This window comes from Mucilaginibacter phyllosphaerae (genome assembly GCF_004378255.1).
GTDB classification, from domain to species: domain Bacteria; phylum Bacteroidota; class Bacteroidia; order Sphingobacteriales; family Sphingobacteriaceae; genus Mucilaginibacter; species Mucilaginibacter phyllosphaerae.
The window spans coordinates 633,968-645,735 of sequence record NZ_SNQG01000003.1; the positions used below are offsets into that span (position 1 = coordinate 633,968).

Below are 11,768 nucleotides of genomic sequence, written 5' to 3' on the forward strand. Positions count from 1 at the left end.
AAAAGCGGCCATAAGCCGCTTTTACTGTTTATAGGTATGATAAATTATTTTGTTGACGCAGGTGTTTTAACATCTACTACGGGGCGAGTATCGCGGTTAGCTAATTCCCAGCCGGTAAAAAATGCCAGCTGCGCACGTTTAACCAGCAGCGGGAAATTGATCTTGCTTACTTCATCGCCAAGGCCGTGGTAATCGGCATGTACACCGTTAAAGTAAAATATAATAGGCACGCCGTAACGGGCAAAGTTATAATGATCTGAGCGGTAGTAGAAACGGTTAGGATCGTTAGGATCATCATATTTGTAATCCAGTTTCATTTTGGTATAGTTGTTATTCGCAGCTTCGCCAATTTTATGCAGATCTGAACTTAACATGGCCGAACCGATAGAATATACATAGTTGGCAGAATCGGGCTTGCCGATGTACTCTTCACCAACACGGCCTATCATATCAATGTTTAGATCGGCAATGGTGTTGGCCAGCGGATAAACCGGATGATCGGTGTACCACTCAGAACCCAGCAGGCCTTTTTCTTCGCCTACATTGGCCAGGAATAAAACACTGCGGCGCGGGCCTTTGCCCTCTTTTTGTGCTTTAGAGAATGCACGGGCAATCTCTAAAACGCCGGTAGTACCAGAACCATCATCATCGGCACCGTTATTTACTTTATCCTTCGCGTTCGGGTCGGGGTTTAAACCAATGTGATCGTAATGGGCAGAGAATACCAGTACTTCGTTTTTCAGTTTAAGGTCTTTACCCGGCATGTAACCTAAAACATCAACCGCTTTAACATCTTTGGCAGTAACAGTTATCGCTACATCTGCCGTAGCCTTAACAACCTGCGATTGTTTAGTGGTTTTAGCAGCCTCTTTAAGCACGGCAAAAGTTTTTCCGGTTGTTTTTAAAGCAGCATCGGCAACCAGGCCGTTTACAATAAATAATGGGGCTGCTGTGTTTTTTGCTGCATCGGCACCGGTTTTTTTAATGGTTAACTGGCCACCGCCACCACTCGGGTTTTTACCGTTGAAACGTGCAAGTATGGTTGCAATACCTTCGTTAGCGGCTAATATCAGTAATGGTTTTTTATCCTGCATTGCTTTTACAATAGCCCTGCGGCCTTCGCTCATGCGGTAGCTTGTGTTTGGCGTTTTGCCGGTTTCAGGTTTGTCCTCGTTTATCCAAAGCACCACTTTGCCGGTAATATCAATACCTGCTAATTCATCCGGGGTGCCAAAGCCAACAAATACAATATCGCTGCCGGCAACCTTTGTTTCGGCAGAACCCTGGTAAACAAAGTCTTTCCAATTATTAAAAGCCTGGCCGTTAATGGTTAGGGCGCCAACATTAACTATATTTTCTGTTAAAGGCACATCTAAAAAGTACGAGCCATTTACGGGTGCCTGCAGGCCTAATCTTTTAAACTCGGCAGCAATGTAGTTGGCAGCCTTTTCGGCGCCGGGCTTGCCGGTTTCGCGGCCTTCATACTCGTCAGACGCCAGGATGCTGAGGTGTTTTTTAGCATCCGTTACATTAATAACGTTGCCATATTTAAGCGCGGTTGGGTTTTGCTGGGCACAGGCAGCCGTACTGATGGCAACACCGGTGATCCATAATGATAATTTCTTCATTTAAATTTATGTGTGTAATTAATGTGGTTGTTAGCAGCTTATTTTATTTACACGGGTGGCATGGCGCCCGCCTTCAAACTCCTCTGTCAGGAAGGTTTCGATGATGATTCGGGTATCCGCTAAAGATACATGGCGCGCCGGGATGCATAGTACATTGGCATCGTTATGCGTACGTGCGGGGACGGCTACATCCGGTTTCCAGCAAATAGCGGCGCGGATACCCTGGTGCTTATTGGCTGTCATGGCTACGCCGTTGGCGCTGCCGCAAAGTAAAAAGCCGTAATCGGCCTCGCCCTGTTCTACGGCGTTGGCTACCAGGTGGGCAAAATCAGGATAATCGGCAGATTCAGACGAGTAGGTGCCAAAATCTTTAAAGGTAATATCGGTACCAAACATGCCCAAAATGGCCTGTTTATAATCAAAGCCCGCATGGTCTGCACCAATAGCAATAGTTAACCCGGTTTTCATCAGCTCAAATTTAAAATTTAATTGTGTTGTCGAAGGTAAAGATTTTGTTAGAATTGAACAGGGTAGTGTAAATGAAAAATATAAATGAAGGCTCAAAGCAATTCACTATAAAACAAAACATCCAATAGCAAATACTGTGTTAAGCATTTGCTATTGGATGTACGTTATCGGGTATAATTAATAATCTATAGGGCTTCTTCGCGGGCTTTTCTGCGTTTATCTACCACAGCGGCAACTACTATACCTACCTCGTATAAAATAAACAGCGGGACACTTACTACCAGCATAGTCATCATATCCGGCGTTGGGGTTACAACAGCCGCAATTATCAATATCACCACAACAGCATAACGCCTGGTTTCGCGCATAAATTTGGCGGTAAGGATACCTAATGATGATAATACATACACAATTATCGGCAGCTCAAATACGATACCGGTAGCCAGCGTTAAGGTAGAAACGGATGAAAGGTAAGAATCAATAGAGAATTTATTCTCTATCTGCGTACTCACGGTGTAGCCGGCCAAAAAGTTAATCGACTCGGGCGTGATCACATAGTATCCGAACAATACACCTAACAGAAACAAAAAGGTGGCGTAAATAACAAAACCCGATGCCGCCTTACGCTCTTTTTCGTGCAGGGCAGGCCTGATGAAGCGCCATAGTTCCCAAAGCAGGTAGGGGAAGCCTAGGGTGATGCCGATAAGAAGTGCCGAGTTGATCTGCAGGGTAAACTGCCCGGCCATCTCGGTATTCAGCAGGCTGATATTGATCTTGTTGATGCAAAAGCCGTCGCGGTGCAGGTAATCGCCCAGTTTGCATAGCATACGATACGTCCAGAAACTTGGCTTGGACGGGCCCATGATGATGGTTTCGAAGATGAAATCGTAAAAGTAAAAAGCAGCACAGGTAAAAATAACAATCGCAATGGCCGCCCGCACCAGGTGCCAGCGCAGGGCCTCCAGGTGGTCAAAGAACGACATTTCGGCCTCCATCGTCTGGCCTTTCTCTTTTATTGCTTTAATTATTTTGTTATCGCTCATTTAGTTATGGTAGGCAATATTAACGCCGGAATGCTATTTACGTTGTATGAACCCGTTAGGATTGTTTAAATATTAATATTCGAACGTTTCCATGAACTTAGTGGTAAAATTACCCGCGCGGAAGTTGGGGTCTTTAAGCAATTTTAAATGGAACGGAATGGTTGTTTTTACCCCTTCGATAACAAACTCGCTTAAGGCACGCTCCATAGTGGCCAAAGCCTCATCGCGGGTTTGGGCCATGCAGATAACCTTGGCTATCATCGAATCGTAGTTTGGCGGGATCACGTAGCCGCTGTAAACATGCGTATCTACACGTACCCCATGGCCGCCCGGCGAATGGAAGTTAGTTATTTTACCCGGCGAAGGGCGGAAATTGTTGGCTGGATCTTCGGCGTTGATGCGGCACTCGATGGCGTGCATGGTTGGCTCGTAGTTTTTACCCGAGATAGGGATGCCTGCTGCAACTTTTATCTGTTCTTTGATCAGGTCGAAATTGATCACCTCTTCGGTAACCGGGTGCTCTACCTGGATCCGGGTGTTCATCTCCATAAAGTAGAAGTTGCGGTCTTTATCAACCAAAAACTCTACCGTACCGGCACCTTCGTATTTAACGGCTTTGGCGCCTTTAATGGCAGCCTCGCCCATGCGTTTACGCAATTTTTCTGTCATGAAGGGCGATGGCGCTTCTTCTACCAGCTTCTGGTGGCGGCGCTGAATAGAGCAGTCGCGTTCAGACAGGTGGCAAACTTTGCCGTACTGGTCGCCCACAACCTGTATCTCGATGTGGCGCGGGTCCTGCACGTATTTTTCCAGGTACAGGCCGTCGTTACCAAAGGCCGCGCCGGATTCTGCACGGGCGCTATCCCAGGCATTCTCAAATTCTTCGTCTTTCCAAACAATACGCATACCACGGCCACCGCCACCGGCAGTTGCCTTTAGTATAATAGGGTAGCCAATTTTGTTGGCTAAACCAATGCCTTGTTTAACACTCTCCAGCAAACCTTCAGAACCGGGCACAATAGGCACACCGGCTTTTTTCATGGTTTCTTTGGCCGATGCCTTATCGCCCATCCTGTTGATCTGATCTGCAGTGGCGCCGATAAATTTGATCCCGTATTCGGCACAAATGGCCGAAAACTTGGCATTTTCTGATAAAAACCCATAGCCCGGGTGTATCGCATCAGCGTTGGTTAATTCGGCAGCCGATATGATGTTGGGGATATTGAGGTAAGAGTCGCGGCTTGGAGGGGGGCCAATACAAACGGCCTCATCTGCAAAGCGCACATGCAGGCTATCACGATCGGCGGTGGAGTACACAGCTACGGTTTTAATGCCCATTTCTTTACAGGTGCGAATAATTCGCAGGGCAATTTCGCCTCGGTTAGCTATTAATATTTTTTTAAACATGGCTTTTAGATGTGCAAATTACAAATGTGCGGATGTGCAGATGAATATGGGTGCGCCAATTTGCACATCCGCATATCTGCACATTAGCACATCTATTTAGGTTCTACTAAAAATAATGGCTGGTCGTATTCAACCGGTGATGCGTTATCTACCAGTACTTTAACAATACGGCCTGATACTTCAGACTCGATCTCGTTAAACAGTTTCATGGCTTCGATAATGCACAGTACGCTGCCGGTGCTTATTTCATCGCCCACGTTAACAAACAGCGGTTTATCTGGTGATGACGAACGGTAAAAGGTACCTATCATCGGCGATTTTACGGTAATGAGGTTAGAGGTATCGGCAACGGCCGGCGCAGCTTCGGCAGCCGGGGCTGCGGTTACAGGAAGGCTGGGCTGCGGCGCAGCGGCAGCAGCAAGCGGCTGTGGCGCCGGGATAGAAGCGTTTACGTAGGTAGGCGCTTCGTTGGTTTTTATCGTGATCTTAAAATTTTCCTGCTCGATAGAAACTTCGTTTACGCCCGATTTTGAAACGAAGCGTATAAGGTCCTGAATCTGTTTAATATCCATAGTAAGCGATAATTGGTTTGGATGTAATTAATGTGCAGATATGCAAATGTGCAGATGTGCAGATGATTTTGATGAATTTAATTAATTAACACGTACAATTTTAAGATGTTTTATTTAAAAATCTGCATATCTGCATATTTAAAATACGCACAGCTGTTAATACGCCCATTTTAAATAAATAGAGCCCCAGGTAAACCCGCCGCCAAAAGCAGCTAATATCAGGTTATCACCTTTTTTAAACTTGCTTTCCCATTCCCATAAACAAAGGGGGATGGTGCCGTTGGTGGTGTTACCATAACGCTCGATGTTTACGATCACCTTATCAGCGCTGATGCCGGTACGGTTGGCGGTAGCATCAATAATGCGTTTGTTGGCCTGGTGCGGTACCAGCCAGGCAATATCATCGGCTACAAGGTGGTTGCGCTCCATTACTTCGGCGGCAACCTCGGCCATGTTGGTAACGGCAAATTTAAACACGGCCTGGCCTTCCTGGTAAGCAAAATGCTCTTTGTTGGCAACGGTTTCGTGCGAGGCGGGGCTAACCGAACCGCCCGATTTTTGGAACAGCAGATGCGAGCCCGCCCCGTCGCTTTTTAGTACCGAATCTACAATACCCAGGCCCTCGGTGTTGGGCTCCAGCAGGGCGCAGCCGCAGCCATCGCCAAATATGATACAGGTAGCGCGGTCTTCGTAATTGATGATAGACGACATTTTATCGCCGCCCACTATTAAAACTTTTTTGTGCTTGCCGCTTTCTATAAACTGTGCGCCGGTAGCCAGGCCAAATATAAAGCCGGAGCATGCCGCCTGCAGATCGTACCCCCAGGCGTTTTTAGCGCCAATTTTATGTGCAAGGATGTTTGCGGTTGCCGGGAAGGGCAAATCGGGTGTGGTGGTGCAAAAGATGATCAGATCAATCTCTTCTGCGCTGATACCACGCTTTTTAAGCAGGCCCTGTACAGCCGGTACGGCCATATCTGAGGTGCCCAGGCCTTCGCCTTTTAATATTCTGCGCTCTTTGATGCCGGTACGACTCGTGATCCACTCGTCGTTGGTTTCCACCATTGTTTCCAGCTCCTGGTTAGTTAATACGTACTCGGGCACGTAACCATTAACAGCGGTAATAGCAGCAGTAATTTTGCTCATTCTATATTTTTTTACTGAAAAGCCAGTTTAATTTTGTCAATAAGGTTGGTTTCTATCATGTTTCTGGATAGCAGCACCATGTTTTTGATCGCCTCGGGGCTGGAGATGCCGTGGCCAACAACAACCGGGGCGTTCACACCTAAAATGGGGCTGCCGCCATACTGCTCGTAATTAAAACGGTCAAAAAACTCGTCCTTCAATCTTTTCTTCAGGGTGATGACGTAAAAAGATTCGGCAAGCTTCAAAATAACGTTACCCGTAAAACCATCGCAAACAACAACATCGTTATTATCCTCGAACAGGTCGCGCCCCTCTACGTTACCCACAAAGTTAAACAGTTTGGTATCTTTCATTAGCGGGTAGGTGGCCAGGGCAAGCATATTGCCTTTTTCCTCCTCCTCGCCGATGTTCATCAGTGCAACCCGCGGGTTGGGGATGCCGTAAACCGATTCGGCAAGCAGGCTGCCTAAAACGCCAAACTGCAAAAGCACATCGGGCTTGCAATCGGCATTGGCGCCAACATCCAAAATAATACCCAAACCGCCTTTAAGTTTGGGTACAATGGTTGTCATGGCGGGGCGTATCACACCGGGGATGGTTTTTACGCTGAACATACTGCCTACCAGCATAGCGCCCGTATTACCTGCCGAAGAAAAGGCCTGTAGGGCGCCTTCTTTAAGCAGGTTAAAACCTACCGCAATGCTGGAATTGGGTTTCTGTACAATAGCCTTGGTGGGGTGTTCGCCCATGCCAATAACTTCGGTTGTATGTACAAACTCAAAGTTATCGGGGCTAAAATTATTTTCCTGAAGAATAGTGAGGGCAATTTCCTTGTCGCCTATCAGCACAAGCTTTTGCCCGGCAGATAAAACTTTACAAGCTTCAATTGCCCCTAAAACTGCTGCCTTGGGGGCGAAATCACCGCCCATAATATCTAAGCCAATCTTCATTTCAGAAAATTAAACTTATACTGCAACTGCTTTTTCTATAAGAATTTTTCCGTTGAAGTAAACGTTACCATCAACAGTGTAAGCACGGTGTGGCAAGTGTACCGCACCAGTAGTTTGGCAGGTGGTTAAAGTAGGCGCTTCAGCTTTGTAGTGCGTTCTGCGTTTATCTCTTCTTGATTTCGAAATTTTCCGTTTTGGGTGTGCCATAACTTTTAGTTATTATATTATTTTAATTTTTTGAGAGCTTCCCATCTCGGGTCGGTGCTCTCGGTTTGTTCATCCTTTGCCGCAAACTTGTTTAAGTTGGCCAGCATTTCTTCGTCACACTGTTTACCATCGCCCTGGTTACTGCATTGTGCAATAAACGGCAGCGCAACGTTCACATATTCATATATCAGCCCGGCAACATCAATCTCATGATCGTTTTTGCCCAGGGTAATTATCTCGTCGTCCTCGCTCATTTCCTCTTCGGTAAAGCGGGCTATCTGCTGCTCGTGAATATCCACCGGTTGCAGATAATCGGCCAAACACCTGTCGCATGTGGCATTTACAGTGCCGGTAATGTCAAAGTTCAGGATCAGCATTGTTTCCTGCTTATCCAGTTCCACCTTACAAATAAGGTTGGCTTTTTTCACCAATGAATACTCAAACTCAGCAAAAAAGGCATCGTTTATTTCGTATTCAAAATAATGTTTACCCAGCTTTAAGCCGGTAAAAGGGATTGAATATGTTTTTAGCGATTTCAATGAGCAACAATTAGCCCGCAAATGTAGGTAAATTTCTTAAATCAGGAAAGTGTTTTTTTTAATTGATTTTAGGGTTATTAACAGGGCTTGTAAAAGGGCGCGGAGGTGCTGCGGGTGTGGGGTGCGGGCAGGTTTTCATTCCCTCCCCGGGGAGGGGCGCGGTGGATAGTGTAATGGCAGGGAGGGGTTTAGCCGTAATGCCGATCTGATGCATAACCCCTCCCTAACCCTCCCGTGGGAGGGAATTATGTATTGCTGCTGCCTGTGCGCTTTAATTCCTGGCGCGAGTTACCTATCTGCCGGGAGACGCGAAGTATCACGTTTCTACGTTTGTTGCTGTTGTAGAGGCGCGATACTTCGCGCCTTGTGGTATGCCGGTTGTAATTGTAACCTGCCGGGGGCGCTTACCCAAACACGCCGTAATGTTAAACTGCTGCTTTTACAAAAGATGATACTGTTAAACGGGGAACACCCAATATACGGCCGATAGCGCTGTAGGAAACATTTTTGTCAAGCAGCTCTTTGATGCGTTTTTCCTGACCTGGGAGTTTTGTTTTTGAGGATTTACGCCCTTTGGGCCGGCCAAGAATTACACCTTCTGCTTTTTTACGGGCAAGGGCCTCTTTAGTACGTTGTGATATTAAGTTTCGCTCGATCTCTGCTGAAAGTCCAAATGCGAATGCCAAAACTTTTGAATTAATGTCGCTGCCAAGGCTATAGTTATCCTTTATCGTCCAAACCTCTATTTCCTTATTCATGCATTCGTTTAAAATGCCCATGATCATCAATAGGTTTCTACCAAGCCTGGATAGGTTCAGAACAAATTAAGATGTCCCCTCTCTTCATCTTTTTTAAAAGTTTGCCCAGTTTGCGGTCTTTGAGTTCTTTTGAGCCTGAAATAGTTTATTCAATCCATTTATCTACAAAACGTGCGCTGTTCTGGCAAAAATGATTGATCTCGAAACGTTGGTTTTCTACCGTTTGCTTGTCGGTACTTACCCTGATGTAGCCGTAGGTCATAATGATCTGTTTAGTTAAATTGATATACTGTGTAATTTAAACCAAAGCTGCATAAAATAAACATAGGCGATTTTTTAACAGGTATAGGAGGGTTTTAATTTAGCCGATATTAGCTATCTTAGCTTGCACCTTATCGTTACCTGATGAAACGTACCCTGCTACTCACCTTAATTACTACCGCCGCTATGGCCGCAAACGCACAGCATAAATTCGACCCGCCAAAAACTAAAGCTAAACCCGTTGTTGATACCCTGCATGGGGTACAATTAACCGACAATTACCGCTGGCTGGAAGATAAAAAGAACGAAGACGTTATTGAATGGACCAAAAAGCAACACGATTATGGCGTTGAATATCTTTCAAAAACCCAGAAAACACACCCCGATCTGAAAGAGAAGATTGCGGCCTACCTGAACATGGATTACGAAGGTCCGCTGAACACCGTGGGTAAACGCGTTTTTCAGACGGTGAAAAAGAAGGGCGATAAGCAGTATAAGATCTACACCATTATTGATGGCAAAAAGACCCTGATATGGGACCCTGTGACGCTGGATGCGGAAGGCAAGATCTCTACCAGCGGCACCAGCTATACCTACGACGGTGAACGTGCCGCCATCAGCGCCCAAAAAAGCGGGGCCGAGGTAAATACGGTTTATTTTATTGATACCCGTACCGGCAAGCAAATTCATGACCCTATTACCAACACCAGTGGTTTTGACTGGGCGCAGGATCAGCAGCATGCCTACGTTACCCTGCGCAGCCAGGAAGATGTGGATAAACAACGCCCGCTGAAAACCTACTACCTTAAAGTTGGCGACCCGATAGAGAAAGCAACTTTTGTTGGCACTACTAAGGATGCACAAAACAGCTATTTTATTTATGATAACCGCTATAGCGATGTAACCTTTAGCGGCGAAGGCGATTTTTATTCTAATAGCCTGCGTATGCGCCCTACCGGCAGTTTAAAAGAAGGCAAGCTGATATATAATAGTAAAAAATTTCAGGCCTATCCGGAGGCTATTGGCAACCGGCTATATATTAAAACCAACGATAACGCGCCTAACAGCAAATTGATGCTGGCCGATAAGCTAAACCCCGATTACAAAAACTGGAAAGTGCTTATCCCTGAAAGTAAAACGGTAATGGAGGCTTACGTGGTTACCAAAAACAGCATTATTGTACAGGATAAAAAGGATATTGAGAGCCGCTTAACCATTTATAACCTGGATGGTAAAAAACTGCGCGCTATGCCATTACCAGAGCAAGGCAGCATAGGCGGCATAAGTTACGATCGGGAGGAGGATAAGCTATACATCTCGCTCGTAACTTTCACATCCACCCCAAAAACCTACGTTGCTTCGCCAAAAGATTATAAGTGGAAGCTGTTTTACCAGCGGCAATTGCCTGTTGATATGAGCCAGATAACCGGCGAGATCAAATTTTACACCAGTAAAGACGGTAGCCGGGTACCCGCATTTGTAGTACACCGAAAGGATATCAAGATGGATGGCAATAACCCGGTGCTGTTAACGGCTTATGGTGGTTTCCAATCGGGTATTAAACCGGGCTATTTCGGCTTTTATGCGCCGTTCATCCAGGCGGGTGGTATTGTGGTAAATGCGGGCATCCGCGGAGGCGATGAGTTTGGCGAACAATGGCATTTGGACGGGATGCTGGCTAAGAAACAAAACAGCTTCGATGATTTTTATGCCTGCGCAGAATGGCTGATCAAACAAAAATACACCACCGAAAGCAAAATAGTTGCCCTGGGCGGCAGTAATGGCGGGCTGCTGATGGGTGCAGCAGCAACACAACGGCCAGATCTGTTTAAAGCCATTGTATGCGAGGTGCCGTTACTGGATATGTTGCGCTACCACAAATTCCTGATAGCCCGTTACTGGATCCCGGAATACGGCTCATCAGAAAATGCAGAGCAGTTTAAATGGTTACTGCGGTATTCGCCTTATCAAAATATCCGTATGGGTGTAAATGTGCCGCCTATGCTGGTAACCGCCGGCGCCAATGATACCCGGGTTGACCCCATGAACGCCAAAAAGTTTGTGGCTGCCCTGCAAAACAATCCCGGCCAAACCAGCCCTATCATCCTCCACATGGATTTTGACAGCGGCCACGGCAGCGGCCAAAGCACCCAGCAAGCCATAGAAAACTGGACGTTTATTTTTGAATATGTGATGAACCAGTTGGGGATGTAGATAATACAAAGCATGGCTGCTACGGCTTAAGCAGTAATTTCTACACATGAGTAATTACATGCCAAGTCGGGGGATTGCTACCTGCCAATTGCAGATAAGCTTACTGTAGCTGAAAGCTGTAGCCATACAATAGAGGCCGTCTCATAAGCAATTATGAGGCGGTTTTTTTTATTAATATATTTTTATTGGTTTATTAGAGAACGCAGCCCTATTGTACAGAAAAGTAGTTTCTGATCGGTGCTAAGAGCGTTTTTCAGGGGAAAAAGGAGCTAAAAGCTTACGCTTTCCATTTTCTAAGGTTATGGGCGATAGACCATAACCCTATTTCGACCTCTGTTTTGGACATCCCTTTCAGCAGGAAGCGCCTGAAACCATGGTTATGCTTGAGTTGGGCGAACACCGGTTCTACATCGGCAGGCCTTCGCTTCCGGTATTTGATACCCTGTTCGGTATTCAATCTTTGTTTTGCTGCCTGCTTGTGCTCTCTGAGCAAATGGTTCACCTCAACGATCCGGTTGCCTTGTCCGCTATGACACACGCCCCGCATGGGACAGTTATGGCAGTTCTGTGCCTGG

Annotated in this window: 13 protein-coding genes; 1 reads left to right on the forward strand and 12 read right to left on the reverse strand. The window is 46.2% G+C overall.

Annotation, left to right across the window (positions count from 1 at the left end):
- Nucleotides 1-44: 44 nt before the first annotated feature.
- The 11 genes from E2R65_RS11165 to E2R65_RS19920 all read right to left on the reverse strand — a co-directional run bounded on the left by E2R65_RS11165 (nucleotide 45) and on the right by E2R65_RS19920 (nucleotide 8,980).
- A complete protein-coding gene (locus E2R65_RS11165) occupies nucleotides 45-1,628 on the reverse strand; it encodes a M28 family peptidase (protein WP_134336548.1) in 1,584 nt (527 codons plus the stop codon).
- A 30-nt stretch (nucleotides 1,629-1,658) separates the two neighbouring features.
- Nucleotides 1,659-2,096 carry a ribose 5-phosphate isomerase B gene (rpiB, locus tag E2R65_RS11170; protein ID WP_134336549.1) on the reverse strand — a complete coding sequence of 146 codons (438 nt, stop codon included), beginning with the start codon at nucleotides 2,094-2,096 and terminating at the stop codon, nucleotides 1,659-1,661.
- A gap of 185 nt (nucleotides 2,097-2,281) precedes the next feature.
- On the reverse strand, nucleotides 2,282-3,139 hold the full coding sequence (gene tatC, locus E2R65_RS11175; RefSeq protein ID WP_134336550.1) for a twin-arginine translocase subunit TatC: 858 nt from the start codon (nucleotides 3,137-3,139) through the stop codon (nucleotides 2,282-2,284).
- A 72-nt stretch (nucleotides 3,140-3,211) separates the two neighbouring features.
- Nucleotides 3,212-4,546: an acetyl-CoA carboxylase biotin carboxylase subunit gene (accC, locus tag E2R65_RS11180; protein ID WP_134336551.1), complete on the reverse strand. Its 1,335-nt coding sequence runs from the start codon at nucleotides 4,544-4,546 to the stop codon at nucleotides 3,212-3,214.
- Between the two features lie 92 nt (nucleotides 4,547-4,638).
- A complete protein-coding gene (gene accB, locus E2R65_RS11185) occupies nucleotides 4,639-5,118 on the reverse strand; it encodes an acetyl-CoA carboxylase biotin carboxyl carrier protein (protein ID WP_134336552.1) in 480 nt (159 codons plus the stop codon).
- A 156-nt stretch (nucleotides 5,119-5,274) separates the two neighbouring features.
- The gene (locus E2R65_RS11190; protein ID WP_134336553.1) at nucleotides 5,275-6,264 is read right to left on the reverse strand and encodes a beta-ketoacyl-ACP synthase III; all 990 of its coding nucleotides are present in this window, start codon (nucleotides 6,262-6,264) and stop codon (nucleotides 5,275-5,277) included.
- 11 nt (nucleotides 6,265-6,275) lie between these two features.
- Nucleotides 6,276-7,214, reverse strand: a complete 939-nt coding sequence (gene plsX, locus E2R65_RS11195; RefSeq protein WP_134336554.1) for a phosphate acyltransferase PlsX — start codon at nucleotides 7,212-7,214, stop codon at nucleotides 6,276-6,278.
- Between the two features lie 15 nt (nucleotides 7,215-7,229).
- Nucleotides 7,230-7,421 carry a 50S ribosomal protein L32 gene (gene rpmF, locus E2R65_RS11200; RefSeq protein ID WP_082855913.1) on the reverse strand — a complete coding sequence of 64 codons (192 nt, stop codon included), beginning with the start codon at nucleotides 7,419-7,421 and terminating at the stop codon, nucleotides 7,230-7,232.
- 17 nt (nucleotides 7,422-7,438) lie between these two features.
- Nucleotides 7,439-7,960 carry a YceD family protein gene (locus E2R65_RS11205; RefSeq protein WP_134336555.1) on the reverse strand — a complete coding sequence of 174 codons (522 nt, stop codon included), beginning with the start codon at nucleotides 7,958-7,960 and terminating at the stop codon, nucleotides 7,439-7,441.
- A gap of 425 nt (nucleotides 7,961-8,385) precedes the next feature.
- Nucleotides 8,386-8,745 (reverse strand): recombinase family protein, encoded by a 360-nt coding sequence (locus E2R65_RS19915; protein WP_308472296.1) that lies wholly within the window; start codon nucleotides 8,743-8,745, stop codon nucleotides 8,386-8,388.
- A gap of 118 nt (nucleotides 8,746-8,863) precedes the next feature.
- The gene (locus tag E2R65_RS19920) at nucleotides 8,864-8,980 is read right to left on the reverse strand and encodes a recombinase family protein (RefSeq protein ID WP_260172318.1); all 117 of its coding nucleotides are present in this window, start codon (nucleotides 8,978-8,980) and stop codon (nucleotides 8,864-8,866) included.
- A 143-nt stretch (nucleotides 8,981-9,123) separates the two neighbouring features.
- Between E2R65_RS19920 and E2R65_RS11215 the strand changes: the two genes are divergently transcribed.
- Nucleotides 9,124-11,193 (forward strand): prolyl oligopeptidase family serine peptidase, encoded by a 2,070-nt coding sequence (locus E2R65_RS11215; protein ID WP_134336556.1) that lies wholly within the window; start codon nucleotides 9,124-9,126, stop codon nucleotides 11,191-11,193.
- 277 nt (nucleotides 11,194-11,470) lie between these two features.
- Here the strand turns inward: E2R65_RS11215 and E2R65_RS11220 are convergent.
- Nucleotides 11,471-11,768 (reverse strand): transposase (locus E2R65_RS11220; RefSeq protein ID WP_192901926.1); only part of this gene is annotated, 298 nt, incomplete at its 5' end.

Excerpts from the sequence above, each read along its gene's own strand:
- E2R65_RS11165 (WP_134336548.1), bottom strand. The coding sequence starts at position 1,628 with ATGAAGAAATTATCATTATGGATCACCGGTGTTGCCATCAGTACGGCT.
- rpiB (WP_134336549.1), bottom strand. The coding sequence starts at position 2,096 with ATGAAAACCGGGTTAACTATTGCTATTGGTGCAGACCATGCGGGCTTT.
- tatC (WP_134336550.1), bottom strand. The coding sequence starts at position 3,139 with ATGAGCGATAACAAAATAATTAAAGCAATAAAAGAGAAAGGCCAGACG.
- accC (WP_134336551.1), bottom strand. The coding sequence starts at position 4,546 with ATGTTTAAAAAAATATTAATAGCTAACCGAGGCGAAATTGCCCTGCGA.
- accB (WP_134336552.1), bottom strand. The coding sequence starts at position 5,118 with ATGGATATTAAACAGATTCAGGACCTTATACGCTTCGTTTCAAAATCG.
- E2R65_RS11190 (WP_134336553.1), bottom strand. The coding sequence starts at position 6,264 with ATGAGCAAAATTACTGCTGCTATTACCGCTGTTAATGGTTACGTGCCC.
- plsX (WP_134336554.1), bottom strand. The coding sequence starts at position 7,214 with ATGAAGATTGGCTTAGATATTATGGGCGGTGATTTCGCCCCCAAGGCA.
- rpmF (WP_082855913.1), bottom strand. The coding sequence starts at position 7,421 with ATGGCACACCCAAAACGGAAAATTTCGAAATCAAGAAGAGATAAACGC.
- E2R65_RS19915 (WP_308472296.1), bottom strand. The coding sequence starts at position 8,745 with ATGATCATGGGCATTTTAAACGAATGCATGAATAAGGAAATAGAGGTT.
- E2R65_RS19920 (WP_260172318.1), bottom strand. The coding sequence starts at position 8,980 with ATGACCTACGGCTACATCAGGGTAAGTACCGACAAGCAAACGGTAGAA.
- E2R65_RS11215 (WP_134336556.1), top strand. The coding sequence starts at position 9,124 with ATGAAACGTACCCTGCTACTCACCTTAATTACTACCGCCGCTATGGCC.